The organism is Hymenobacter nivis (genome assembly GCF_003149515.1).
In the GTDB taxonomy this organism is placed as follows: Bacteria; Bacteroidota; Bacteroidia; order Cytophagales; family Hymenobacteraceae; genus Hymenobacter; species Hymenobacter nivis.
In genome coordinates this window covers 2,950,493-2,975,266 of record NZ_CP029145.1, presented here as the reverse complement: position 1 = coordinate 2,975,266, position 24,774 = coordinate 2,950,493, and the positions used below count along the sequence as shown (strand labels likewise).

Here is a 24,774-nt window from a genome sequence, read left to right as displayed (position 1 = left end):
CCCAACCCAGGGCCGGAGGTTGCGTTTACCTTTGCACCGGGGAGCCACCGCCGGGCTCTTTCTGCTCTTTCTGCTTTATCGCCATGAAAAACTACTTGCGCCCCCTCCCCGTCTTGCTGGCCATTGCCTTCGTTGGTGCCCTGGCCAGTTGCAGCAGCAACGCCAGCACCCCCGGCGCAGTCAATGTCGAGAACAGCGCTGCTAAAACCTTCGACCCCAAAGAAGGCATTCCCCCTGCCGGCATGGGCCAGGATTCAGCCGTGGCTGGCCTGCACCGCAACACGTCGAGCCGCCCCACCGGCGAGCAGCTCTACGAGCACGCCGACGAGCACGTAGACCACAACCGCGACGGCAAGGCCGACCACTAGCGCCGCGCTGCTTACCCACGCCGTTATCCACGGCTTTTCCTATTTTTTTCTTACCTCATGAAAACCCTTTTTCGTCCCCTCCTCTTGGTTGCCGCCGTGGCCGCCGGCCTTAGCGTCAGCGCGTGCGGCGATTCCAAAAAGTACGGTTCTACCCACGTAGAGGAGAGTGGCCCCAAGCACGGCGACATCATCCAGGCCAACCCCAGCGGCGACTCCATCGTGGCCGGCCTGCGCCGCCCCGGCAAAAGCGGTACCCAAGAGCAGGGCTACGAGGCCGCCGATACCCGCACAGACAGCAACCACGACGGCAAGTCGGACAAATAATATCATTTAACAATCATCATTTAACAACCCGCGGCAGACTGAGCCTTATGCAATGGCATTGCCTGCCATCAGTTGTTAAATGATAATTGTTAGAGCAGTTTTCGGGACCGTGCACGGACCTGAAAACTGCTCTAACAATTATTAGCGTCGGAAGCTGATGCCCAGGAAATATTCGCGGTCGACGCCGTGGGTGACGGGTAGGTGGGTGCCGAAATCGAGCTGCACGTTGTCGCTGATGTCGAGCTGGGGCCCCACGTTAATGGAGCTGCGCCACGACGCTTGGCGCACATCCCAGTAGCCCACCAGCTCCACAAAGGCCTGCACTAGCTTACTGAACTGGTAATCAGTAGTGAAGGTGGGCGTGAGCTGGAGATAGCGCGCCTGGGTGTCGCGGTCCCAGTACACAGCGGCCGCCACCTGCCCGCCAATGCTCCAGGGCTTGGTGATTTGGTATACCGCGGGCAGCACCACCCCGTATTCCACGGCCCCGTCGCCGCGGGGGCCCCCGGTGGGCAGCGTCACGTAGCCAATCAGGCCCAGGGCCCAGCGGCTGTTGTCGTCGCCGGCAATGGTGTGCTTGAGGCGCAGCGTCACGTCGCCGAAACCGCGGTACAGCTGCGATTGGCTGGGGTCGGCGGCGTTGTAGTTGCGGGTGTCAGTGTACGAGTCGACGCCGACCTGGAAATCGGTGCGGTCGGTGAGGCCGATTTTGGCCAGCGCGTGGTTCACGTACCAGTCGTGGCCGTAAGTGCTGCCCTCGCGCCGCGTCAGCAAGCGCAGGGCATCGGTTTCGTACTGGAAGTGGCCCGCATCCACCGAGTACGGGCTTTCGGTGATGCCCGGGCGGTCGGGCACCATCGGCCGCATGTACTTGCGCGGCGTGGGCCGAAAAATGGTATACTTGCTCTTGTCGACGCTAACGGTGTCGTTCTGAAGCTTTTGGGCGGCGGCCGGGCTGGCCAGGGCCAAGCCAAGCAGTAGGCAGGCGTAGAAACGGGGCATTCGAAAGAAATTAAAATTTGCCCTGCATACGCAGCGCGGGCCCCAGCGGCCGACGTCCGACTGCCCCAATTACCTGGCCTTGGTAGCGCAGCGGCACGCCGCCGCCTAACAGCAGCAATTCGGGCAGGTGGGCCAGGTTCTGGGTGTCGGGGTTGGCGCGGGCGTTGCGGCCCAGCAGCAGGGCGGGCGTTTTGGTGGAGAGGGCCGTGTAGGCTCTGCGGCAGGCGGCCTCGGTATTATGGGGCCCCACGCCGTCGCCCTGCGTGAGCAGGATGGTTTGCCCGCTGGCGTCCACTAAGGCCACCGACACCTGCTGGTTGAGAGTGGCGGCCTTGGCGCGGGCCCGCGCGGCCAGTTCCAGGGCCGTGAGGCGGGCGGTAGGAGCCAGGTAGGTAGTGGGGGCCCTGGCCGGGTGGCCTGCGCAGCCGCTGCGCCCGGCAGCAGGCCCGTGCCCAGTAGGATTAAAAACAGCTTTTTCAACGAATTTTGTTTGGTGAAGACAAGGTGAATTCAGGGCTACACGGTCTTTTCGACGCTAAGCACGAGCCCACCTAAGCATCTACTTGACTATCAATGGTAAACTTCGTGTTTTTTAGGTTGCTTCGTAGTGGTGGCCGTGCTCCAGGGTAATTTCAGGTAACTGTTTACAGCAACCTAAAAACCAGAGGGGACGCCATGTACACATGGCGTCCCCTCTGGTTTTTAGGTACTTCCTATTACTTCTAGATAGCCGGGTCGGCAGGGGTAGCTGAATTATTCTCACGCTCGGTGCGCGGGTAGGGGTAGAAGGTACGGTTACGCTCGGCGCCGGGGGTGCTGGGGCCGGGCCGGCCAAAGCGGCGGCTGTCTGGCAGGCGGAAGCCCTGGAAGGCCAGCTCGATGTCGCGGTTGCGCAGGATTTCGAGTAGCACGGCCTCAGGGATGAGGGGACCGGCGTAGGGGGGTAGGGCCGCGCCGAGGCCGTATACATCCTGGGCAGGCGTTTTGGTCAGCACTTTGTTGAGGGCCGCCACGGCGCTGAGCAAGTTGCCTTTGCGGGCGGAGGCTTCGGCCTGAATCAACAGGATTTCGCCGGGCAAATACACCGGAATGGGCGCGCTGTTGGCGGTATAAAAGGCCAGGCCCCGGTTTTGGGTAGCGGTGGGGTTGGCCCGCACCAGGAAGGGTAGGCGCTGGTCGGCGGGGGCGGGCGCGAGCGCGCCGGTGAGGCCCAGGCTGGCATCGGTGGGCTCAAACACGTTGCGGTTGCCGAAGGCTACCTCAAAAATCGGGTTGCGGGTGTTGTCGTCGAAGTTGAACACCGATTTTCTGGTTAAGTCCACTTTGGCGGCGGTGGCTAGGGCCTTGTCGTAGTTGCCGGCTTCGAGGCTGTAGCGCGCAATGAGGGCCTGGAGGGTATTGGGCAGGTCGAGGCCGGGCACAATCTTGGCCGTAAAATCGGCCGAAGCCGGCGTGGTGGCCAGCTGCGCGGCGGCGGTTTCGAGCTGGGTCACGGCCTCGGCCAGCAGCTGGGCGCGGGGCACGAAGGGCGCGTTGTCGCCAGTCACGAGGGGCGCTTGCTCGAAAAACTCGGCCAGCGTGCCCAGCGCCAGGGCCCGGAAAATGCTGGCGTAGGCTATAATGCCGCTGCGGGTGCCCGCGTCGGGGGCGTTGCCGGCGTTGGCCAGCACGAGGTCGGCGTTAGCACGCACCAGCTGGCACTGCGTCCACACGTTGCGCACCACGCCGTTGCTGTTGCTCACGTTGCCGGCCCCCAGGCTCACGTTGTATTCCTCAATATTGCCCACGTTGAGAATAGCCAGCTCGCGGGTGCTGAGGCCGCCCAGGGCCGTGGCGTTGTAGAGCACGCTCAGCAGGCCGCCCGTGGCGTAGCGGTACTGCAAGCCGTTGCAGAGCGTGAGCAGGCCGTCGGAGGAGGTCACGACTTGCGTCTGGCTGGCCGTGCTGGGGTTGAGGTACTCTTTGTTGCAGGCCCCAAGCGTAAGTGAGAGCAGGGCGGCCAGGAAGGATAGCTTTTTCATAGTGCTAGAGCAAGAAGTTACCTAAAACGTGGCCGAGAGCTTGAGTTGGTAGGTGCGCGGAATGGGCACGTTGCCGAAGTCGATGGCCCGCAGCAAATCGGACGCGCCGCCGGCGCTGGTTTCGGGGTCGAAGCCGTTGTAGTGGTCCCAGGAATAGAGGTTGCGCCCCACCACGGCCACATTCAACGCACTGATGTACTTGCTGATAGTGGGCAGGGCGTAGCTCAGGGCCAGCTCGCGCAGCTTCACGTACGAGCCATCGTCGATACGAAATTCCTGGGTGTTGTACACGGCGAAGACGTAGCCCCGGGGCAGGTTGCCGCGCAGCTCCTGCTCGGCGTAGTCGCCCAGGCCCACGCCCTGCCGGGTGCGCTTGTCGGCGTTGAACACGCTCACGCCGCGCACGGCGTCGAGCAGCACGTGCAGCGCCAGCTTTTTGTAGGCGAAATTGGTGTTGAACGAGCCCGTCCAGTTGGGGTTGGGGTTGCCGATGACCACGTTGGCCACGGTAGTACCGGCCGCGTAGCTGGGCTGGCCGTTGGCCTCGCGGGCGGGCACGTGGGTGGTCGAGCCTACGGCTTGGCCGCTGGTGCGCTCATCCTGCGGGAAGCCCTGGGGCGTGAGTAGCAGCGAGCCGTCGGCGTTGCGGGCGTAGGCCGAGCCGTAGAACACGCCCGCCGGCTGGCCGTTGAGCAGGTACACCGGTGCGCCGGCCACGTTGTCTACCGAGATGGCCTGGGTGGCTCCGTTCGAGCCCGGCAGATCGGTTATCTTGTTGCGGTTGCGGTTGTAGATGAGGGTTACGTCCCAGGCAAAGTCCTTGGTCTTTACCGGGGTAGCGCTCAGCACTATTTCCAGGCCCCGGTTTTGCATCGCGCCCACGTTGTTCACAATGCTGGAACCACCGGTACTGGCGGCCAGATTGCGGCGTACCACCAAGTCGCTGATTTTCTGCTGGTACACCGTGATACCCAGCCCCACGCGGTCGCCCAAAAAGCCCAGGTCGGCCCCGGCTTCCAGCTCGCCCATGCGCTCGGGGCGCACGGCGGGGTTGGCCAGGGTGGTGCCGGGCACAATGGTATTTTTCCCCAAAAAGCCCACCGGTGTAAACTGGTAAAAGCGGTCGTAGGAATTGATGCCCGTGAGGTTGCCGGCCTCGCCGTAGCTCGCCCGCAGCTTGAAGCTGTTGATGGCCTTAACGTAGCTGGCCCCCTGCCAAAAGGCCAAATCGGATACCACCAGCGAGCCGCTGATTTTGGGGTATAGCTGGCTGGTTTCGGAAGCCGAAAACTTCGAGGAGCGGTCACGCCGCAGCGAGCCCGTGAGGAAGGCCAGGTTGCGAAAGCCTACGGTAGCCTGCCCGTAGTAGCCGCTCAGGTCGAAGCGGTCGGGCAGGTAGGTCGACGTAACGGTGGTGTTGGAGGCCCCGCTAATGGTGGTGATGAACGGGGCCAGGTTCTGGCCCTGCGTAGTGGTATAATCTTGCTGGCTAAGCTGGTAGCTGTAGCCGGCCAGCAGGTTCAACTTGAGGTTTTCGGTGAAGTTATGCTCGTAGCCCACGTTCACGTCGGAATTGAGCTGCAACACTACGTTGTTGCCGTTGGCGGCGTAGCCCAGCGGGTAGCGGGCAGCCGGCAAACCCGCCGTGGCCTGGTACGGGTAGGGCCGAATGTAGCTCTGCCCCGCCTGCGAGTAGGTATCCACGCCCAGTACATAATCAACCGACAGGCCCTTGGCGGGCGTGAGATTCAGCTGCACATCGCTCACCGTGCGGTTGATGCCCTGGGTGAATTTCATGTCCTCGATGGTCGAGAGCGGGTTTACGCGGGTGGGCTCTATGGCCAGCAGATTGCCGCTGGCGTCGCGTTGGGTAATGTCGTAGATGTTGTTGGTGATATTGACCGAGTTGATGGGGCTGTAGAAGACGTTACCATTGGCCTTTTCATTGGATGCGCTGTTGATGTAGCTCACGCCCGCCGATACCTTGGCCCAGTCGGTGAGGCGCTGGTCGATGCGGGCGCGCAGGTTGTAGCGCGTGAAATCGGTGCCCTTAATAATGCCCTGATTTTTGAGGTAGGCAAGCGAGAAGTAGTACTGCGTGCGCTCCGAGCCGCCGGCCACCGACACGGCGTTGTCGGTGCCGTAGCCTTTCCGGAAAATCTGGTCGAAGTAGTTGTAGCGCGTCACATCTACTTCATTGGTAGCCAATTGGGTAGTGGCGTTGGCGCGGGTGATGCCGGTAGTGGTAGTGCCGGGGTTGGCCGCCACCTGGGCCGGCGAAATTCCCCCAATTGGGTAGAGCCGCAGCCCAGCAAAGCCAAACTGCTTACCGTAGGTATTCACCGGCACCATGTGGCGCAACTCGTTGAACTGAAGGCTAGTAGAAAACGATACGCGCGGTGCACTGTTCTGCCCGCGCTTGGTAGTGATGAGCACCACGCCATTGGATGCCCGCGAGCCGTACTGCGCCGCCGCCGCGGCCCCGTTGATGACGTTGATGCTGGCAATGTCGTTGGGGTTGAGGTCGGCCAGGCGGTTCTGGCCGGGGTTGGCCGCGCCCACATCGTTGGCCGCCGCCAATTGCGACACGTTGGTGCTGGCATTGCTAATTATTACGCCATCAATAACGTAGAGCGGGTCGGAGGAGCCGGCCAGCGAATGCACCCCGCGCAGGCGCACCGAGATGGAACCAGCGGGGTCGCCCGAGTTCTGCACAATCTGTGCGCCCGGCACCTTGCCCTGCAACGAGTTGAGCACGCCGCCCGAGCCGCTCTGCGTCAGCTCATTGCCGCTAATGGTGCTGATGGCGTTGCCCAACTCGCGCCGGCTGGTGGTCACGGTGGAGCCCACCACTACCACTTCGTCGAGGTTCTGGCGGGTTTCGGCCAATAGCACGTCGGTGGTTATGGTTTCGGCCCCGCCCAGCGTGAGCGGGCGCACCTCCGTTTTGTAGCCCACCAGCGAAAACGTGAGCGTGTAGGGCCCCGGTGCCAGCGTACCCGTCGTGATGGAGTAGGCCCCGTCGGAGCCACTGGTGGCGCCCTGTGTGGTGCCGCGCAGTAGTACCGTGGCGCCCGGTAGGCCCTGCCCGCCGACATCGCGCACTTGGCCCACAAGCGTAAACCGCTGGCCGGTTTGGGCCCCCGCTGTCGCAGGCAGCAGCAGGCCCAGCAGCAGGCAAATCCCGGTGGCACAAAACTTCCTGGCTAAGTAAGCATGAGTCATATTGCGAAGAGGTAAGGGGGAGAGAAGCAAATTGTAATGTCAATTATAGGACACTTTTAGCTAATTCTCTTGACCTTGCCTTCACATGGCGCGGGCAGTGGCCTGGACTCTGTGAGTCCGGGCGTGGGGGCATCGAATAACGTTCCCACGCGCTGACTCACAGAGTCCAGGCTGCCCGCGCTACACTCCCTGCACCAGCCGGGCCACGTAGTAGGCGGCCCCGGCGGCAGCCGCGCCAATGGCCGCCATGCGCAGGGCCCCAGCAACCGGCGGCTGGCCGGTGAGGCGGCTCTTAAAATACCCGAACACCAGTAGGCACAGTAGCGTGATGAGTACCGACCAGCGCAACCCCTCGGCCGGGGTGGCGGTGAAAACGTAGCCGCTCAGCGGCAGTAGGCCGCCCGCCACGTAGGCCGCGGTAATGGTGGCGGCGCTTTTGGGGGCTTGGCGCGGGTCGGGCTCCTCCAGGCCCAGCTCGTACTTCATCATGAAGCGCACCCACTGCGCGGAGTCCTGCACCAACTCGGCGGTGGCCTGAGTGGCGGTGGCATGGGAGAGGCCCATCTCTACGAACAGCTCGCATACCTCGCGGCGCTCCACATCGGGCACGGTGCGCACTTCCTCGTGCTCGCGGGCCAGCTCGGCGGTGTAGTGCTCTACTTCGGTGCGGCCCGCCAGGTAGCCGCCCAGGCCCATGGCAATGGAGCCGGCCACGATTTCGGCCAGCCCGGCCGTGATGATGAGGCCCGACGACTGCACCGCCCCGCTCAGGCCGGCGGCCAGGGCGAAGGGCACGGTCAGGCCATCGGAGAGGCCAATCACGATGTCCTGTAGAAAGGCGGAGCTGGTGAGGTGGGCTTCGGGGTGTGAAACAGCGACAGACATAAAAAAATGGCGAAGCAGGTAGTCATGCGTAGGGGCCCGACGGCACAAGTTGCCGCCGGGCCAATCAGCTACTGATGAATGAAAAAAAGGCTAGAGGCTCTTGTTCTGCACGCGCTTGCGAATCAGCTCCTTGAGGCCGTCCACGTTCTTGATTTCCTGGGCTTTTAGGATTTGCCAGAATTGCTTGCTGTTGTCAGCCTCGCCTTTTTCGGCGTTGGCAATGCACTGGTCGTAACGCCACAGGGCGTCGAGGCGGGTGCTGGGGTCGTGAATCAGGTCGTGCACATGGTTGTGCAGGCCCTTGGTTCCGCCAATGTGCTGCTCGGCCTGGTCGTTGAGGGTTGGCATGGTCAAAAGGGCGCTTGGGTGAAAACGAACGACTAGTGAAAAATATAGGCGCGCACAACCGCCCGCGCGGCTAGTTGCTGGCCGGGGTGGCCCGCACCAGGTGCAGGTCCTGGGCCCAGCGCTGAATTTCGGGGGCGTGGCGGCGCACGTAAGCGGTTAGCTTTTCGGTTCGCTGCCCGGCAAAGTAGCAGTCGGCCAGCGCGTAGAAGCACAGCTTATACTCGGTGAGTAGCGGGGCGCGCCCGGCGGCGGGCGTGCCCAGGTTGCTGATGCAGCCGCGCAGGCGGCTGAGGGCGGTGAGCAGGGTGCTTTCGGCGGCCTCCATTTCGCCGAGGCGGGCCAGGGCCGCGCTCTGGCCGCGGCTTGCGGTGGCGTAGTCGCGCACCAGTAGGGAAGCCTGCGGCGTGAGGGGCCGGGCGGGGCCGGCAGAGGGCCCCAGGCCGGTTACTACGGCTTCGTACTGGCCCGCTGCCTGCTGGTACTGGCCGTGGGAGAGGGCAGCTTCGGCTTGGCCCAAGCAATCCTGGCTTTCGTTATAGCTCATGTAGATATAAGTTAAAGTGAGTAGGGTGCGGAGCTTGCTCCCGCCCGGCATTGCGCGCATCCAGCGCCAATCGTTCAGCGACGGGCGGGGGCAAGCCCCGCACCCTACCGCACAGCTTAAAAAGGCACCACTACTTTCATGCTCAGGTTGCGGCCGGGGCTGAAGATGCCCAGTTGGCCATTGGGCGAAGAGCGGTAATACTCAAAGTATTTGAGGCGGTTGAGGTGGGCCTGGTAGGCCACGTTGAAGAGGTTGTCGCCTTGTAGCACCAGCTGCACGGCCTCGCGGCCGCTTTTGGTGCGTAGGCTGGTGCCCACGCCCACGCCGCAGAGCACGTAGCCGGGGGTGCGGGTTTCGGCGCCGTCCACGGCGTAGAAGCGGTTTTGAGTGGCGGTGGCATCCACCGTGAAGCGGAAGTAGCTGCCCGTGAAAGGCGTACCGGCACGCTCGGGTGCGGTGAAGCGTATTTCGGAGCGCGACGACGGGGCCGGAATCAGGGGCAGGTAGCGGCCGGCATTGCCCGCCCGCTCGTGCAAAGCGGCGTTTTCGTTGAGGCCGATGACCAGGGCCGCGCCGGTGCGTAGGCTCACCCAGGGCAGGGCCGTGGGGTGAATATTGAACGCCACCTCGCCGCCGTAAAGGTTGGCCTGCGCCTGCTGGAACTGGTAGGTGGAGTTGCCTACCGGGTCGCGCAGGGGCTGGCCGCTGGCATCGTACTGCTTGGCCTGGTAAATGAAGTTGTTGACGTGGTTGTAAAATGCCTCCACGCTGCCCTCAAAATCGGGCGACTTGTACAGCAGGCCGATGTCTTCCTGCACGTTGAACTCGGGCACAAACGAGCGGTTGCCCAGGTAGATGATGTGCGCGCCGGGGTCGAGGCCGTTGGAGCCGATTTCGGGCACGTTGGGGGCCCGGTAGCCGCGGGCAATGTTGGCGCGCAGCACCAGCTTATCACCCAGAGCGTAGGAGCCGCCCAGGCTGGCCGAAACTCCCGTGAAGGTGCGCTGGAAATCCGCGAACTGTAGCCTGGCATCGGGGGCAGTGGCCCCCACGGCCTGCTCAAAACCGTTGGCCGGGTCGGGGCCCACGTAGTAGTTGTTCCAATGCACGTGCCGGGTGTCGTAGCGTAGGCCGCCGGTCAGCTCCAGGGCCCCAAAGGACTTCTTAATCAGCCCGAAGCCGCCTAAATCGAACAGCCGGAAGGGTGGAATTGGGAAGTCGGTGGCGTTGAGGTGGCGGTTGTCCTGGCTCATGCCGTTGGCCCCCACCGTGAACTCGTAGCCGTTGATGGCATCGAAGAGGTAGCGCGCCTGGTAGTTCACGGTGGTCAACTGCAGGTCGAGGCCCGGCTGAGTGGGGTCGGTGGGGTGGTTGAACTCCTGGCGGTGGTTTTGCTGCACGCCCAGCAGCGCCCGCAGCTCGCCGGGCCCCATCCGGATTTCGGTGGTGCCAAAGGCCCGGTAGTGCTGGATGCGCTGGCGCAAGTTGCTGATGCCGTAGCTTTTCAGCTCGTGGTCGCTCACCACCGGCCGGTCCTTGATGTCGTCCTTGTCACCCTCAAACACCTGCCGGGTAAAACGCCGGCTCAGCGAGTCGCGGCTGCCATCGGGTATTTCCTGGCGGTCGTCGTAGGTCGATAGCCAGAGGTGCGCGCCGCCCCACTCCTTCTTCACGCCTACCATGCCGGTCACCTGCACTTCCCGGAAGCCAGTGTTGTACACCAGGCCGTCCACAGGGTTGCGGTAGTCGTGGGCCTGGCGGCGGCTACCGCGCAGGCTGGTCTGGAAGCCGTTCTTTTGGTAATTGAAAGCCAGGGAGTTGCCCACCATGCCGTTCACACCCTGGTACTCGGCCAGCGCCTCGCCGTGCAGCTCACCGTCGGGGCCCCGGGGCAGGGCCGGAATAAGGTTCACCACCCCCGCCACGGCATCGGAGCCGTAGAGCAGGCTGGCGGGGCCCTTCACCACTTCCACGCGGTCCACGCCGTAGCCGTCCACCTCAATGCCGTGCTCGTCGCCCCACTGCTGCCCTTCCTGGCGCAGGCCGTTGAACATGGTGAGCACCCGGTTGTAGCCCAGCCCCCGAATAAAAGGTTTGCTGATGTTGGGCCCCGAGGTCACGGCCGACAGGCCCGGAATGCCGCGCACAGCCGCATCAATGGCGTTAGAGTTGGCGTTGAGGCGGATTTCCTTGCCCAACATGGCTGCGATGGGCACCGGCGAGCGCCGAATTTCGGTGGCCCGGCCCACGCCCGTTACCACTACTTCGGCCAGCGTCTTGCCCTCGTTCTTTACTCTAATGGTTAAAGCTTTAGCGGCCGGAATCGTGACGCTGATGTTGGTGGTGGCGTAGCCCACGGCGCTTACTTGCAGCTGTTGCGCCCCGGCCGGCAGGTTGGCGAAGCTGAAGCGGCCGTTGTCGTCGGCTGCGGTGCCCTGGGTGAGGGCCGGCACGGCCACGCTGGCGAAGGGCACCGGCCGGCCTTCGGCGTCCAGCACCTGGCCGCGCAGGCTCTGTGCCTGGGCCTGCGCTAGAAAAGGAATAAGTAACAGTAAGAGAACAAGTTGTTTCATAAAATACGCAAGTTGAAAAGACAAGGCGCGGCCAATAGCCAGCTGAAAAGCCGCTTGAAAAAAGAATCCGGATTGGGAGGAAAAGGGAAGGGGTAAGCGCTACCCGCTACGGGTAGAGTGCGGGGCTTGCCCCCGCCCGTCGTTGAACGATTGGTGCTGGGTTCGGGTAACGAAGGGCGGGGGCAAGCCCCGCACCCCACGTGCAAAATCCAGTCAGTTATTTAAAAAGTAGGTAGTCGTCTACTCATTACCGGCAAACGTTTGGTAAAGCAGGAAAGCGTTCAATGCCAGAATAATACCCGCCACCACCCAGGCCATAATGCGCAGCCAGGGCCGGTTCACGAACACGCCCATCTTGAGCTTGTCATTGGTGAAAAGCACCAGCGGAATAACGGCGAACGAAAGCTGGAGCGACAGGATGACCTGGCTAAGCACCAGCAACTCACCGGTACCTTTTTCGCCGTACAGTAGCGCCACGATGAAGGCCGGCACCACGGCCAGCAGCCGCGTGACGAGCCGCCGCAGCCAGGGCCGCAGCTTGATGTGCAGGAAGCCCTCCATCACCACCTGCCCGGCCAGCGTGCCGGTGAGCGTGGAGCTTTGGCCCGAGGCCAGCAGGGCAATGGCAAACACCACGCTGGCCGCGCCCGCGCCGAGCACCGGCGTCAGCAGCTTGTGGGCGTCGGCAATGTCGGCCACGTTGTCGTAGCCCTTGCCGTGGAAGGCGGCAGCGGCCGTAACCAGAATGGCTGCGTTCACGAAAAACGCCAGCCCCAGCGCCGTGGTCGAGTCGATGGTGGCAAACTTGATGGCCGAGCGCTTGCCTTTTTCGGTGGGCTCAATCTGGCGCACCTGCACGATGGCCGAGTGCAGGTACAGGTTGTGCGGCATCACGGTGGCCCCCAGAATACCGATGGCCACGTAGAGCATGGCCGGGTTGGTGACCACCACCGCCCGCGGCACCAGCCCGCCGGCCAGCCCTACCCAGTCGGGATGCGAGGCGATAATCTCGTAGAGGAAGCAAACGAAGATGGTAAAAATGAGCGCCATCACGATGCTCTCAATCACCCGGAAGCCTTTGCTTTGCAGCAGCAGGATCAGCAGCACGTCGAAGGTGGTGAGCACAATGCCCCAGGTGATGGGCAGGCCGAAGAGCAGGTTGAAGGCAATGGCCGAGCCGATGACTTCGGCCAGGTCGCAGGCCGCGATGGCAATTTCACAGAGCACCCACAGCACCATGGCTACGGGCTTGGAGTAGTGGTCGCGGCAGGCCTGGGCCAGGTCGCGGCCGGTGACCACGCCTAGCTTCACGGCCAGGTGCTGCAACAGCATGGCAAACAGGTTGCTTAGCAGCACCACACTTAGCAGGGTGTAGCCAAACTTGGCCCCGCCCGCAATGTCGGTGGCCCAGTTGCCAGGGTCCATGTAGCCCACCGATACCAGCAGCCCAGGGCCCCAGTAGGCCCGGAATTTTCGCCAGAACGACGCTCCCTCGCCCGGCACCGCAATGCTGCCGTGCACCTCGCTCAGCGAGATGCCCCGGCGGGGATGCCGCCAGCCCGGCTCGGCGGGTAGGGCAACGGGCGGCGAAACGGTGGATACGGCGGCGGGCACGGCAGTGATGGGAGTAAACTCAGGCATAGAATACTACAAAGGTAGAGCAAATTTTTAGACTAGTCTAAAAATTAATTTTAAACGCCCTAAAATACGCTGAATTCGGAGAAAAGTTGCGGGTAAGTCAGTGCCGGGGCCCCGGGGGAACGACCTTTGCCGGCCCGTTTGCTTTTTACTATGACTGCGCTGGCCCAAACTAAAACCCGCCTCGGCCTGCTTTCCCTCGTGGTGAGCGTGGCGTTGGTGGCCATCAAATTCTACGCCTACCACCTCACCCGCTCGCAAGTGGTGCTGACGGATGCCCTGGAGAGCATCATCAACATCTTCACCAGCGGCTTTGCCCTGTACAGCCTGTACCTGGCCGCCCTGCCCAAGGACGAAAACCATCCCTACGGCCACGGCAAAATTGAGTACTTGTCGGTGGGCTTCGAGGGGGCCCTGATTTTCATGGCTGGGGCCTACATCCTGTATTCGGCCACGGGCAGCCTGCTGCACCCGCACGCCGTGGACCGCCCCGGCTGGGGCGTGGCGCTGCTGGCCACCACGGCGGTGGCCAACCTGGGCCTGGGCCTGTACCTGGTGCGCCAGGGCAAGGCGCTGAAATCGGTGGCCCTGGCCGGCGATGGCCAGCATTTGTACATCGACGCCCTGACGTCCATCGTGTCGTCGGGGGCCCTGCTGCTGGTGGCGGCCACCGGCGTGGTGCGCATTGATGGCGGGGCGGCCTTGCTGCTGGGCGGCTTCATTCTGGTGAACGGCGGGCGCATGGTGGGCCGCTCGGTGGCGGGCCTGATGGACGAAACTGACACGGCCGTCGTCACGGAGGTTATTGCCGAGCTGCAGGCCCACCGCCGGGCCCCCTGGATTGACGTGCACAACCTGCGCGTGCAGCGCTACGGCGCCAACCTGCACATCGACTGCCACATGCAGATGCCCTACTACTACAGCCTGGAGCACGTGCACACCGAGCTGCACGACATTGAGGAGCTGATCCGGGCGAAGTTTGCGGTGGAAGTGGAGATGTTCGTCCACGCCGACCCGTGCACGTTTGCCGCCTGCTCGCTCTGCCGCATGGCCGACTGTCCGGTGCGCGCGCACCCCTTTGAGCGGGCGGTGGTGTGGGACCTGCACAACGCCGTGCGCAACGAGCGGCATAGGTTGTAGGCGGAGCGGATAGAACCCTGGTTGTCCTTGCAGCTCCTGGAATCGGTACGTAACGTAAAACTCCTTCTCAGACCACTCCCGAAACTGCACTGATTTCAACCCGGCGGCGCAGGGGCCCTCGAACGTGATGCTTTTCCGCTTGCACCTTATTGGAACATACCGGGCGGCCCGTTCTGCCTTTTTGGTTTGGCTGCTTTTGTGCAAAAATTATGCTATTGTCAGCCCAGTAATTTCTGGCGAATTCCTAAATAGTTTCGTAGGAATTCCTCATCAATACTTTCCTCTTATTTCCGATGACTCTTCGCTGTTTCTACCTCGTAGCGCTTACGGTTGCGATTTTTTTCGTCTCCGCTTGTAAAAAGAATGAACCGGCTCCTACCACGGGTAATCTCAACCTGACAGTTACTTACGACTCTGTCTACGTCGGCTATTCCCTCTTCACTGAAGAAGGTTGGCTAATTCGCACGACAACCGGTACTGGCAACCCGTTACGCAATGGCCCATTTACCGGCTCGCCACCACCGATTACAAACACTCGCTTGAAAACCAATATTGTTTTAAATGGCTTAAATCCAGGAAACTACGTATTCGTAGTGGCTGCTTCGACTGCCCAAAGTGTGCAGGTAATCGCTGGACAGACCAAATCCTATACATTCGATTTATAGGAAGGGTACTTCTAGGAACAGAAAACAATGTAGTTGAATAGCATCAAAGCGCCTGTTATTAGTAGATTATTATAAACTGAAACGCTCGTGCAACGGACGGCCTCAGCCAGGGTTTTTTTGCTGCCTGGCGTTAGTGGTCCTGGGCCTGTAATAGCGCTGGCTGGTGGGCCTGCGGGTGGCCCAGCAAAAGGGCCTCGGCGGCGTAACCGACGTGCCCTCCGAAACCTTTACGCTGGCCCGTTGCCTCTGAGCAGTTGGGGCCCCCAGCCTTCGCTCTGCCCAACGGCTACTTCACCAACCCGCTGAACGTGAAGGAAGATGGCTACTGCGGTTTTGGGAAAGCAGGCGGAAACCTGCCTCCGGCCTGCGTGCCCGGGCTGGTGAAGCAGGGCCCCCGGGGCCCTAATCCGTGGCGGCGGCTTCGTTTTCGCCCTCGTACTCGTTGAGTAGGAATTCGCGCATGCGGTTGACGTGGCGCTTGAGGTCGTTGAGGCGCTCGGTGTGGCGGCCGGTGCCGTAGGCTTCGTCGCGGGCGGCGAGGCTGGCGAGTAAGTTTTTGCGCTCCTCCATCATGCGCAGGGCTACCCATAGGGTTTCCTCCATCTTGCGCTGCGAGCCTTCCAGTATAGCCGCTGCGGTGTAGGAGTGGCCGGTGTGGCAGCGGAAGCGCACCACCTTGCCCTTAGTCACGTCCCAGAGGTTGCCGCCGCAACCGGGGCAGGTGAAGGGCACCAGGTTGCCCAACTGTTCTACCTGGTCGGCCGTGCCTACCACACGTTCGGCAATGGCGGCCTCCAACTGCAAATCGGGCGGGATGCCCAGGGTGTGGGCGGGGCCGGCGTGGCCAGGGCCTACCAGCCCCACCAGCAGGGGTCCCATGGCGGCCACGGGCAGCACGTGGTCCACGGCTACGTTGCGCAGGGCGCTTTCGGGCATGCTCGGGAACTCAGCCTCGGCGGGGTCTTGCACCACGGCCGTGCCCCCGCAGCGCTTGATGAACTCCAGGCCGGCGGTGCCGTCGTGCAGCATCCCGGTGAGCACCACGCCCACCACGCGCGCCCCAAACGCCACGGCCGCCGCCCGGAACAGGGCGTCGGCGGCGGGGCGGTAGCCGTTCTCGAAGGGGCCCTTAGTCACCAGCACCCGGTCTTCCTTCACCAGCAAGTGGCGGTCGGGCGGGGCCAGGTACAGGTGGCCGGCCAGCAGCGGGGCCCCGTGGCCGGCCACTTGGCAGCGCAGGGCAGAGTGGGTGGCCAGCCGCATCACGAGGCTTTCGGGGTCGGCATCGGGCGGGAGGTGCTGCACCACCAGCAGGGCAGCGGGCAGGGCGGCGGGCAGCTGGGCCACGAGTTGCAACAGGGCAGCCATGCCGCCGGCCGACGTGCCAATCACGATGAGGTGGGTAGGAAGGGCCATGAAGCGAGAAATAAGAAAATGAGAAGCCCCCGACTGGGGCCTGATATCAACTATACGGCCCGCCGGGTGGTACGTTAGGCAATTTGTGCGCAATTTTGATAGGATAATTCGTCTTAGTACCCCGCGGGAAACTTTGTTTTTACCTCGATGAAACCACCCTTGCCCCTGGCCGTCGCGCCCGCTGCCCCGCCTGCCCCTACGCCCACCGCAGCCCCCGCCGGCCCTACCCCCCAGCCCCGGGCCGGCGGCGGGGGCGACAAGTTTCCGGTGGTGGCGCTGTGCGGCTCGGCAGGTTCGCTGGAGGCGCTTGAGGCGTTTTTCGGGGCCTTGCCGGAGCGGCCCGGGCTGGCGCTTGTGGTCGTCACGCACTTGGGGGCCACCCCCTACAGCCAGCTGCCGCAGGTGCTGCAAAACTTTACGCCGCTGCCCGTGGCCGAGGCCACCGACGGCCTGCGCGTACGCCCCGACCACGTGTATGTCATCCCGCCCGACTGCGACCTGAGCCTACTGCACGGCTGCTTGTTTGTGCTGCGACCCACCCAGCCGCCGGGCCACCGCCTGCCCATCGATTTCTTCCTGGAAAGCCTGGCCAAAGACGTGGGCGCGCGGGCCGCGTGCATCATTTTTTCGGGCCTGGGGGCCGACGGCAGCGCGGGGCTGAAGGCAGTGATGGAGAACTTCGGGCTGGTGGTGGCCCAGGACCCCGCCACGGCCGCCTTCGACGCCATGCCGCGCGCGGCGCTGGCCACCGAGTTCGTCGATTTTGCCCTGGCTCCCGCCCAGATGCCCGCCGAACTGCTGGCCTACGCCGGCCGCCTGCAAATGCCCGGGGGCAACCGGCTGCCCCCGCCCCAGAAGGATCCCAACGCCCAGCCGGCCCACGCGCTGCAAAAAATCTTCCTGCTCATCCGCCAGCGTACGGGGCACGACTTCAGCCTCTACAAGCGCAACACGATATTCCGGCGCATCGAGCGGCGCATGAACGCTCACCAAATCAAGGGGTTTGCCCACTACGTGCGCTACCTGCAAGAAAACCCGTCCGAGGTGGAGCAGCTCTTCCGGGAGCTGCTGATTGGGGTGACGCGGTTCTTCCGCGACGGTGCGGCCTTCGACAGCCTCCAGGAGCACTTGCAGCCGCTGGTGCTGGCCAAGGAGCCGTGCAGCACCGTGCGCGTGTGGGCCCCTGGCTGCTCCACGGGCGAGGAGGTGTACTCGCTGGCCATGCTGCTGCTCGAATGCTTCGACGCAGCGGGCCCCGGCCGGGGCCTCAAGCTCCAGCTGTTTGCCACCGACATTGCGCCCGATGCCATTGACTTTGCCCGCGCCGGCCGCTACCCGGCCGCGGTGGCCGCCGACGTGTCCCCCGCGCGCCTGGCGCGCTTCTTCCAGCAGGTCGACGGCCACTACCAAATCCGCAAGGAGGTGCGCGACGTGGTGGTGTTTGCCCTGCACGATGTTAACAAGGACGCGCCCTTCACCAAGCTCGACCTGCTCTGCTGCCGCAACCTGCTGATTTACCTGAGCGCAGAGCTGCAAAAAAGCCTGCTGCCCGTGTTCCACTACGCTCTGCGCCCGGGCGGCATCCTGTTTTTGGGCCCCAGCGAAAACCTGACCGGCTTCCAGGACCTGTTTCAGCCCCTGAACGGCAAGTGGAAAATCTCGCGGCGTCTCGAAACCGCTGCGGCTCCCGCCCGGCTACTGAACTTCCCCTTCGCCATGTCGTCCTGGCCGTCGGTAGTGGCTCACCCCGCTGCTATGCCGCCCACCGCCGCCCATTCGGGCGCGCCCTTTGCCGACCTGGTGCAAAAAAACCTGCTTGCCGCCTACACCCCGCCGGCGGTGGTGATTACGCCCAAGGGCGAAATCCTCTACGTGAACGGCCGTACCGGCAAGTACCTGGAGCCGGCCCCCGGCGTGGGCGGCCTCAACCTGTTTGAAATGGCCCGCGACGAGCTGCGCGTAGAAATCAGCGGGGCCGTGCACCGGGCCCTGCAAACCAAGGCCGACGTGACCGTGGAGCGGGTGCGCGTGGCCACCGCCGCCGGTCCCCAGGCGCTGCGCCTGTCGGTGCGCCACCTGGGGGCCCCCGAGGCCCTGGCCGGGCTGCTGCTGCTGGTGGTGTTTGAGGACCAGCCAACCCCGCGCCGCGGGCGCCGGGCCAAGGATAAGGACGAGACCCCCGCCGCCGACATCCGCGACGCCGTCCTCGACCAGGAGTTGCAGTACACCAAGCGCCGCCTCCAAACCACGGTGGAGGAGATGGAAGGCAGCCCGGAGTAGCTCAAAAGCGCCAACGAGGAGCTGCAAAGCACCAACGAGGAGGCCATGACCAACAAGGAAGAGCTGCAGAGCCTGAACGAGGAGCTGATGACCCTCAACATGCAGTACCTGGCCAAAACGGAGGAGTTTTCGCAAACGGCCAGCGACATGAAAAACCTGCTCGACGCCACCGAAATCGCCATTATTTTCCTCGATAACGACCTGCTGATTAAGCGCTTCACGCCGTACGTGCGCGACATAATCAGCCTGCTGCCCGGCGACGTGGGGCGGCCGCTGGCCCACGTCGCCTCCAACCTGCGCTACGAGCACCTGCTGCGCGACGCCCAGCGGGTGCTCGACCGCCTCACCAGCGTGGAGGCCAACATCCAGACCACCCGGGGCGAGTGGCACACGATGCGCATTTTGCCCTGCCGCTCGCTCGATAACTACATCAACGGCGCCGTTATCACCTTCACCGACGTGACGGCCCTCAAGCAGCTCGAAGCCCAGCTCCAGGAAACCGCCCGCTTCGCCGACAGCCTCCAGGAGGCCATGCCCCAGCCCTCCGTGGCCCTCGATGCGCAGCTGCGCGTGCGCGTGTCCAACCACGCCTTTGCCGAGGATTTTGGGCTGGTGGCCAACGAGATCCGCGGCAAGCCCCTGGCCGTTCTCAGCGGTGGGGCCTGGAACTAACCGGCTCTGCTGGCCCAGCTGGCCCAGCTGCTGGACCCCACCCACCCACCCCCACGACCAGTTTGACGGCCTGGCGCTGATGGTCGACTTTGCCGGCCTGGGGCCCCGGCGCGTGGTGCTCTACGGCCGCCGCCTGCTGCGCCAGGGGCGGTCCACCGGCCAGGTGCTGCTGGGCGTGGAAGTGGTGGCCCCGCCGGCCTAGCAGCCGGGGGCCCGCCAGGTGCTACCTTGGGGCGTGGGCCCCCCGCCGGCGGGGGGGCCACGCCCGCCGGCCTTATGCAACCCTCCGACCCGCACAACAACCTGAATCAGCTGCGCGCCCGCGCCGAGCGGCAGCGCCTGGCCGCCGCCGTGCCCCTGGCCCCCGCCGATGCCCAGCGCCTGGCCCAGGAGCTGCAAGCGCACCAGATTGAGCTGGAAATGCAGTACGAAGAGCTGCTGCTGGCCCAGGCCGATGCCGAAGCCAGTCGCGCCCAGTACGTTGATCTGTACGACTTTGCGCCCGTGGGCTACTGCATCCTGGCCCCCGACGGCACCCTGGCCCAGATGAACCTGCGCCTGGCCCAGCTGCTTGGCCCCATGCGCCAGCAGCTGCTGGGGCGCCGGCTGGGCCTGCACGTGGCGCCCTCCGAGCGGCTGGCGTTTTCGCAGTTCCTGGCCCGGCTGTGGGCCGCTCCCGGCCAGCGCCACACCTGCGAGCTAGCTATGCTGGGCCCCGGCAAGGCCCCATTTTTTGCCCAGCTCGAAGGCGTGGTGGTCGATGGGCCCGGCGGTGATGACTACGCCCCCGCCGGCTGCCGCCTCGCCCTGACCGATGTGACGGCCCGCCGCCAGGCCGCCGATGCTCTGGCCGCCAGCGAGGCCCGCTTCCACGCCACTTTTGAGCAAAGCCACGACGGCGTGCTGCTGTTGAGCAGCCTGTGCCTGGTGGACGCCAACGCCACCGCCCTGCGCCTGCTGGGGGCCGCCGACAAGAAAGCAGTGCTAGGCCGCCACCTGGCCGGGTTCTGGCCCGACGACCAGCCCGGCGGCAGCCCGCTGCGGGAGGTGCTGAGCCACTGCGCCCAGCAGGCCCAGACACAGGGCTGGTGCCGCCACGAGCTGCGCCGCTATGCCGCCGGCGCGCCCGTGTGGGACGAGCTTTCCTTCGACCCGGTGGTGGTGCAGGGCAAGGCGCTGCTGCACATCACTTGGCGCGACGTGACCGACCGCCGGCTGGGCCAGGAGCGCCTGCGCGACAGCGAGGAGAGCCTGCAGCTGGCCCTGGCCGCCTCCGCCACCGGCGTGTGGGCCTGGGACTTGGCCAGCGGCCTGGTGGAGCAAGACGCCTGCGCCCAGGAAATTCTGGGCATGGCGGCCCCGCGTGTGCCGTGGGCCGACCTGCAAGCCGCCATGCACCCCGCCGACCTGGCCGGCGTGGACGCAGCTATGAAGCGGGCCCTGGCCGCCCACGGCCACTTCGAGCTGGAGCACCGCCTCGTGCGGGCCGATGGCAGCGTGCGCCACGTGGCCGCCACCGGCCGCTTCGTGTACGACGCGGCCACCGGCCAGCCCCTGCGCATGGCCGGGCTGGTGCGCGACGTGACGGCCCCTGCCCAGGCCCAGGAGGCGCTGCGGTTCCAAAACCGGCTGCTCGGCAATATCCTCCAAAACCTACCCGTTATCCTCGCCCGCCTCGCGCCCGACGGCTCCTTCCGGGCCCTGCGGGGCGCTGGCCTGCGCCGCCTGGGCTTGGCTGATGGGGCCCTGGTGGGCCAGGTGGCCGCCAAGCAGTTCCCGCAGGAAGCCGCCCACATTGCGCGCCTGCTGGCCGGCCACAGCGACAGCCACGTGGCCACGTTCGTGCACGAAGGCCAGCCGGTGCACTTCCTCACCTACAGCTTTTGGGATCCCGACCACAAGGAGGGCGTCACGTTTTTCATCGATGTCACCGAGTCGGAAGTGCTCAAGCGTACGGTGGCCCGCCAGCAGCAGGTGCTGCTGGCGGCCGTGCTCACGGCCCAGGAGGAGGAGCGCCGCCGCATTGCCGAGGCCCTGCACAACGGCGTGGGCCAGCTCCTGTACGCCACCCGCCTGCACCTCGACGCCCTGCTGCCCTCGGCGGCGGTGCGCGCCGGCCAGGACCTGCTTAGCGAGGCCATTCGGGCGGTTCGCACCATTGCCTTTGAGCTCACGCCCGGCGTGCTGGAAGACCTGGGCCTGCCCGCGGCCCTGCGCGAGCTGGCCCGCCGCATCCCCGCCGATCAGCTCGCCCTCGACCTGAACCTGAGCGGCCTCGACGAGCCCCTGCCCGCCCCGCTGGCCACGGCCGTGTACCGGACGGTGCAGGAGCTGCTCAACAACGTGATGAAGCACGCCCGCGCCCGCGAGGTGTTTGTACAGGTGGCCCGCGAGGGCCCCGAGGTGCACCTGAGCGTGGAGGACGACGGGCTGGGCTTCGACGCGGCCGTGGCCGTGCCGGGCCTGGGGCTGGCCGGCATCCGCACGCGGGTGGGGCTGCTGGGCGGCACGCTCACCGTTCGCTCGCGGCCGGGGCAGGGCACGGGCGTTTTCTTGGTGCTGCCGGTGGCGTAACGGGGCCCCGGTGTGGTTCTGGAAGTAATTTATCATTTTTAATTACTTCCAGACAGCGCTACGCCGGGGCCCCGGCGGGCACCAGGGCGGCGGGTACGGGGTCCTGGGTCAGATCGGGGTCGTCGCGCAGCAGGTCGTACTTGCTGGCGGCGGGCTTGATGGTGAGGGGAACTTTCTCCACGGCCACGTCGCTGGTATCCAGGCCAAAGAGCTGCTGGTCGGAGATGGCGAAGCGGTTGATGAAGAAGTAGCCGTTCATAAAAAAGCGCTCCTGCCAGGTCAGTTCGTTGTCGTAGCTGAGCACTTTTTCGAGCACCACGAAGCGGAAATCGCCGGGTAGGTGGTGGCGGGCCAGCGAGTCGTAGCGCGAGGTAATGTCCAGCTCGCCCTTGCTGCCCATTTCCTCCAATACCTTGCGGAACAGCAGGTTGAGGCGCGGCTGCACCCGGAATCCTAGCTTAAAGTTAATTTTGTAGGCTACGCCCGGTATCATTTCCTCCACGCTGTAGCGCGTCGAGTACGGGTCGGTGAGGATGCTCATGTTCACAAACCAGTAGCGGTCGGCGCGCTTGGGCTGCTTGCGCATGATGGAGTACAGGATTTCGGTTTCCAGCTCGCCGGGCGTTTTGCTGTGCGTGAGGTACACCAGGTTGGAGGCGTAGCGGCGCACCGAGGTATCGGCGCTCAATTCGTCCAGCGTGGGCACACTCGCGGCCACGGGCACGGTTTTCAGCAGGCGGTTCTTGATTTCGCGGCCCTTGTAGCCCAGGTACATCATGAAAATCAGGCCCCACTCGAACACCAAAATGCCCAGCCGGTTCAGCAGTTTAGTGATGTTGGCGATGAGGAACGAGGTTTCGACGGTGAAGAATACCAGCATGAGGCCCACCACCACCGGCACCGCCCAGTGCTTCACGCCGCGCAGGTACTGCGAGAGCAAGATGCTGGTCATCAGCATGGCCACCGTGATGGAGAAGCCGTAGGCCGCCGTCATGGCCTCCGAGGTTTGGAAGTGCAGCTGCACGCACACGCAGCCAAACCACAGCAACCAGTTGATGCTGGGCACGTAAATCTGCCCGCGCTGGTCCGTCGGGAACAGCACCCGCACCTTAGGCCAGAAGCGCAGGCTCACAGCCTCCGAAATAAGCGTGTACGAGCCCGAAATGAGGGCCTGCGAGGCAATGATGGTGGCCATCGTGGCCAAAATTATGAGCGGCACTAGTCCCCACTGCGGGACAATCATAAAGAACGGGTTCTGGTTGCCGGCCAGCGGCTGGCCCACGTGGCCCATCGTCCAGGCGGCTTGGCCTAGGTAGTTGAGTACCAGCGCAGTTTTCACAAAAACCCATGACGAACGGATGTTCTTGCGGCCGCAGTGGCCCAGGTCCGAGTACAAGGCCTCGGCCCCGGTGGTGCACAGAAACACGGCCCCCAGCAGCCAAAAACCCTTGGGGTATTCTGTGAGCAGGCGGATGGCGTACACGGGGCTCAGTGCGGCCAGCACGCCGGGGTGGTGCGTAATCTGGATGAGACCGAGCGTGCCGATGACCGAAAACCAGACCAGCATAATGGGCCCGAAGGCGGCGCCCACGATTTTGGTGCCGAACTGCTGGAACCCGAACAGCAGGCTGATAATCACCAGCACCACGATGACGATGGTTTCTTGGTTGAGCGCCGGGTACAGGATTTTCAGGCCTTCGATGGCCGACGTGACGGAGATGGGTGGGGTAATGATGCCATCTGCCAGTAGCGTACCTGCCCCGATAATGGCCGGGAACATCAGCCACTTACCGCGGCTCTTCACCAGCGAGTACAGCGAAAAAATGCCGCCCTCGCCATGGTTGTCGGCCTCCAAGGTCAGCATAATGTACTTGATGGTGGTCTGGAGCGTGAGCGTCCAGAAAACGGCCGATACGCCGCCGTACACCAGCAGTTCGCTCACCGGCCGGGGCCCGATGATGGTTTGGAAAACGTAGAGCGGCGAAGTGCCGATGTCGCCGAAAATGATGCCGAGCGTGACCAGCAGTCCCGCCACCGTGATGCGGCGGCGGTGGATGTCGTCTTCGGTGGGAAGCAGGGTGGAAATACTCATCAAATATTCACAAAAGCAAATGGTGTCCTGCAAGTTGCATATAATGCAGGGCCCTTGGGCGGCGCATGAACCCCGGAAGCAGGCAGAAGTTTTGGCTGGGGCCCCGGCGCGGCGGCTGGGGCCCGTTTGGCGGGGTTAGTCGGGGCTTTTGGGCAATTGGGCGATTGGCCCGGCGGACTTCATGGAAAAAAAAGGACCCCCCGTGCTATTTGCGCGCCGGCCGGCCCTTCCAGGTGGCCCATCACCCCCGTTTCATCCTGCGTTTCATGAAAAAATTTCTCCTGGCCCTACTCGTGGGCACTGCCGCAGCCCCCGCCGCCCGCGCCCAGGCCGATGCCGACGCCCCCGCCAAGCCCACACCCCTGGCCCCCGCGCCGCGCCCCGCCAACCGCACCAGCGTGGGCCTGAAGGCCGGCTACTCGCTCTCGTCCATCACCGGCGACGGGGCCAGCGCCCTGCCCAACGCCGACCGTCTGCCCGCCTTCCACTTGGGGGCCTACGGGCAGCTGGGCCTCAACAAGTTTGCCTCGGTGCAGGTCGAGCTGCTGTATGCCCGGCGCGGCTACCGCACCACGCTGGGTAGCCCCGATGCCTACACCACGCGCCTCAACTACCTCGATTTGCCGGTGCTGTTCGTGGGAAATATCACGCCGAACCTGAGCTTCCACGTGGGGCCCCAGGCGTCGGTGCTGCTCGACGTGGCCCGCGACGGGGCCACCGTGCCGCTCGACAGCCGCTACCAGCGCTTCGCCCTGGGCGGGGTGGGCGGCCTCGAATACCGGGTGGGTAACGCCCGCCTCGGCGCGCGCTATAACCTGAGCTTCAGCCGCCTCTACCAGCAAGACGCCAATGTGCAGTACAATAGCGGCGCCGTGTACTTGTCCAACAACAACATCTACACCCGCAGCCTGGAGGTGTACCTGGGCTTCGGCATCGGGAATTAGGGCCCCGGCAACCGGGCTTGGGCTGGGAAGGATGCGTGCCCGCTGGTTAGTCCCAACGGGCGG

20 protein-coding genes are annotated in these 24,774 nt (G+C 64.2%); 9 read left to right on the top strand and 11 right to left on the bottom strand.

Annotated elements, in window-relative coordinates:
- The first annotated feature begins 83 nt into the window (after window positions 1-83).
- On the top strand, window positions 84-368 hold the full coding sequence (locus DDQ68_RS13260; protein WP_109656721.1) for a hypothetical protein: 285 nt from the start codon (window positions 84-86) through the stop codon (window positions 366-368).
- A gap of 57 nt (window positions 369-425) precedes the next feature.
- Window positions 426-692 carry a hypothetical protein gene (locus tag DDQ68_RS13255; RefSeq protein ID WP_109656720.1) on the top strand — a complete coding sequence of 89 codons (267 nt, stop codon included), beginning with the start codon at window positions 426-428 and terminating at the stop codon, window positions 690-692.
- Between the two features lie 141 nt (window positions 693-833).
- Here DDQ68_RS13255 and DDQ68_RS13250 read toward each other — a convergent pair whose 3' ends face one another.
- From DDQ68_RS13250 to DDQ68_RS13210, 9 genes are all read right to left on the bottom strand, one after another.
- Window positions 834-1,694 (bottom strand): transporter, encoded by an 861-nt coding sequence (locus DDQ68_RS13250; RefSeq protein WP_109656719.1) that lies wholly within the window; start codon window positions 1,692-1,694, stop codon window positions 834-836.
- A gap of 10 nt (window positions 1,695-1,704) precedes the next feature.
- Window positions 1,705-2,004, bottom strand: coding sequence for a heme-binding protein (locus DDQ68_RS23910; protein ID WP_245897036.1), 300 nt, complete (start codon window positions 2,002-2,004; stop codon window positions 1,705-1,707).
- Between the two features lie 412 nt (window positions 2,005-2,416).
- Entirely contained in the window at window positions 2,417-3,715 is a 1,299-nt protein-coding gene (locus DDQ68_RS13240) for a RagB/SusD family nutrient uptake outer membrane protein (RefSeq protein ID WP_109656717.1), read from the bottom strand.
- A 21-nt stretch (window positions 3,716-3,736) separates the two neighbouring features.
- Window positions 3,737-6,940 carry a SusC/RagA family TonB-linked outer membrane protein gene (locus tag DDQ68_RS13235; protein ID WP_109656716.1) on the bottom strand — a complete coding sequence of 1,068 codons (3,204 nt, stop codon included), beginning with the start codon at window positions 6,938-6,940 and terminating at the stop codon, window positions 3,737-3,739.
- 180 nt (window positions 6,941-7,120) lie between these two features.
- The gene (locus tag DDQ68_RS13230) at window positions 7,121-7,825 is read right to left on the bottom strand and encodes a VIT1/CCC1 transporter family protein (RefSeq protein WP_109656715.1); all 705 of its coding nucleotides are present in this window, start codon (window positions 7,823-7,825) and stop codon (window positions 7,121-7,123) included.
- 90 nt (window positions 7,826-7,915) lie between these two features.
- Window positions 7,916-8,173 carry a hypothetical protein gene (locus DDQ68_RS13225; protein WP_109658428.1) on the bottom strand — a complete coding sequence of 86 codons (258 nt, stop codon included), beginning with the start codon at window positions 8,171-8,173 and terminating at the stop codon, window positions 7,916-7,918.
- Between the two features lie 70 nt (window positions 8,174-8,243).
- Window positions 8,244-8,717, bottom strand: coding sequence for a hypothetical protein (locus DDQ68_RS13220; RefSeq protein ID WP_109656714.1), 474 nt, complete (start codon window positions 8,715-8,717; stop codon window positions 8,244-8,246).
- A 116-nt stretch (window positions 8,718-8,833) separates the two neighbouring features.
- Window positions 8,834-11,290: a TonB-dependent receptor gene (locus DDQ68_RS13215; protein ID WP_109656713.1), complete on the bottom strand. Its 2,457-nt coding sequence runs from the start codon at window positions 11,288-11,290 to the stop codon at window positions 8,834-8,836.
- Between the two features lie 240 nt (window positions 11,291-11,530).
- Window positions 11,531-12,931: an Nramp family divalent metal transporter gene (locus tag DDQ68_RS13210; protein WP_109656712.1), complete on the bottom strand. Its 1,401-nt coding sequence runs from the start codon at window positions 12,929-12,931 to the stop codon at window positions 11,531-11,533.
- A 150-nt stretch (window positions 12,932-13,081) separates the two neighbouring features.
- Between DDQ68_RS13210 and DDQ68_RS13205 the strand changes: the two genes are divergently transcribed.
- Both DDQ68_RS13205 and DDQ68_RS22895 read left to right on the top strand, forming a co-directional pair.
- Window positions 13,082-14,068: a cation diffusion facilitator family transporter gene (locus DDQ68_RS13205; protein ID WP_109656711.1), complete on the top strand. Its 987-nt coding sequence runs from the start codon at window positions 13,082-13,084 to the stop codon at window positions 14,066-14,068.
- A gap of 293 nt (window positions 14,069-14,361) precedes the next feature.
- On the top strand, window positions 14,362-14,733 hold the full coding sequence (locus tag DDQ68_RS22895) for a hypothetical protein (RefSeq protein WP_162550089.1): 372 nt from the start codon (window positions 14,362-14,364) through the stop codon (window positions 14,731-14,733).
- A gap of 402 nt (window positions 14,734-15,135) precedes the next feature.
- Here DDQ68_RS22895 and DDQ68_RS13200 read toward each other — a convergent pair whose 3' ends face one another.
- Window positions 15,136-16,149, bottom strand: a complete 1,014-nt coding sequence (locus DDQ68_RS13200; protein ID WP_109656710.1) for a chemotaxis protein CheB — start codon at window positions 16,147-16,149, stop codon at window positions 15,136-15,138.
- A 147-nt stretch (window positions 16,150-16,296) separates the two neighbouring features.
- Here DDQ68_RS13200 and DDQ68_RS13195 point away from each other — a divergent pair, with 147 nt between their 5' ends.
- The 4 genes from DDQ68_RS13195 (at window position 16,297) to DDQ68_RS13185 (ending at window position 21,675) form a co-directional block, all read left to right on the top strand.
- Entirely contained in the window at window positions 16,297-18,429 is a 2,133-nt protein-coding gene (locus tag DDQ68_RS13195; protein ID WP_109656709.1) for a CheR family methyltransferase, read from the top strand.
- Window positions 18,430-18,474: 45 nt separating this feature from the next.
- Entirely contained in the window at window positions 18,475-19,101 is a 627-nt protein-coding gene (locus DDQ68_RS13190) for a PAS domain-containing protein (RefSeq protein ID WP_109656708.1), read from the top strand.
- Window positions 19,085-19,303 (top strand): hypothetical protein, encoded by a 219-nt coding sequence (locus DDQ68_RS22890; RefSeq protein ID WP_162550088.1) that lies wholly within the window; start codon window positions 19,085-19,087, stop codon window positions 19,301-19,303. Before DDQ68_RS13190 ends, DDQ68_RS22890 begins: the two co-directional genes overlap by 17 nt.
- Before the next feature lie 74 nt (window positions 19,304-19,377).
- Window positions 19,378-21,675, top strand: a complete 2,298-nt coding sequence (locus DDQ68_RS13185; RefSeq protein ID WP_109656707.1) for a sensor histidine kinase — start codon at window positions 19,378-19,380, stop codon at window positions 21,673-21,675.
- 58 nt (window positions 21,676-21,733) lie between these two features.
- Here the strand turns inward: DDQ68_RS13185 and DDQ68_RS13180 are convergent, their stop codons facing one another.
- Window positions 21,734-23,767, bottom strand: coding sequence for a KUP/HAK/KT family potassium transporter (locus DDQ68_RS13180; RefSeq protein ID WP_109656706.1), 2,034 nt, complete (start codon window positions 23,765-23,767; stop codon window positions 21,734-21,736).
- 266 nt (window positions 23,768-24,033) lie between these two features.
- Here DDQ68_RS13180 and DDQ68_RS13175 point away from each other — a divergent pair, with 266 nt between their 5' ends.
- Window positions 24,034-24,711, top strand: coding sequence for a porin family protein (locus DDQ68_RS13175; protein ID WP_162550087.1), 678 nt, complete (start codon window positions 24,034-24,036; stop codon window positions 24,709-24,711).
- Window positions 24,712-24,774 lie beyond the last annotated feature (63 nt).

Coding starts and splice junctions, on each gene's coding strand:
- DDQ68_RS13200 (WP_109656710.1), bottom strand. CDS start 16,149: ATGGCCCTTCCTACCCACCTCATCGTGATTGGCACGTCGGCCGGCGGC.
- DDQ68_RS22895 (WP_162550089.1), top strand. CDS start 14,362: ATGACTCTTCGCTGTTTCTACCTCGTAGCGCTTACGGTTGCGATTTTT.
- DDQ68_RS13220 (WP_109656714.1), bottom strand. CDS start 8,717: ATGAGCTATAACGAAAGCCAGGATTGCTTGGGCCAAGCCGAAGCTGCC.
- DDQ68_RS13210 (WP_109656712.1), bottom strand. CDS start 12,931: ATGCCTGAGTTTACTCCCATCACTGCCGTGCCCGCCGCCGTATCCACC.
- DDQ68_RS13190 (WP_109656708.1), top strand. CDS start 18,475: ATGACCAACAAGGAAGAGCTGCAGAGCCTGAACGAGGAGCTGATGACC.
- DDQ68_RS13240 (WP_109656717.1), bottom strand. CDS start 3,715: ATGAAAAAGCTATCCTTCCTGGCCGCCCTGCTCTCACTTACGCTTGGG.
- DDQ68_RS13175 (WP_162550087.1), top strand. CDS start 24,034: ATGAAAAAATTTCTCCTGGCCCTACTCGTGGGCACTGCCGCAGCCCCC.
- DDQ68_RS13260 (WP_109656721.1), top strand. CDS start 84: ATGAAAAACTACTTGCGCCCCCTCCCCGTCTTGCTGGCCATTGCCTTC.
- DDQ68_RS13230 (WP_109656715.1), bottom strand. CDS start 7,825: ATGTCTGTCGCTGTTTCACACCCCGAAGCCCACCTCACCAGCTCCGCC.
- DDQ68_RS13180 (WP_109656706.1), bottom strand. CDS start 23,767: ATGAGTATTTCCACCCTGCTTCCCACCGAAGACGACATCCACCGCCGC.
- DDQ68_RS13185 (WP_109656707.1), top strand. CDS start 19,378: ATGCAACCCTCCGACCCGCACAACAACCTGAATCAGCTGCGCGCCCGC.
- DDQ68_RS13205 (WP_109656711.1), top strand. CDS start 13,082: ATGACTGCGCTGGCCCAAACTAAAACCCGCCTCGGCCTGCTTTCCCTC.
- DDQ68_RS13215 (WP_109656713.1), bottom strand. CDS start 11,290: ATGAAACAACTTGTTCTCTTACTGTTACTTATTCCTTTTCTAGCGCAG.
- DDQ68_RS13195 (WP_109656709.1), top strand. CDS start 16,297: ATGAAACCACCCTTGCCCCTGGCCGTCGCGCCCGCTGCCCCGCCTGCC.
- DDQ68_RS13250 (WP_109656719.1), bottom strand. CDS start 1,694: ATGCCCCGTTTCTACGCCTGCCTACTGCTTGGCTTGGCCCTGGCCAGC.
- DDQ68_RS13235 (WP_109656716.1), bottom strand. CDS start 6,940: ATGACTCATGCTTACTTAGCCAGGAAGTTTTGTGCCACCGGGATTTGC.
- DDQ68_RS13225 (WP_109658428.1), bottom strand. CDS start 8,173: ATGCCAACCCTCAACGACCAGGCCGAGCAGCACATTGGCGGAACCAAG.
- DDQ68_RS13255 (WP_109656720.1), top strand. CDS start 426: ATGAAAACCCTTTTTCGTCCCCTCCTCTTGGTTGCCGCCGTGGCCGCC.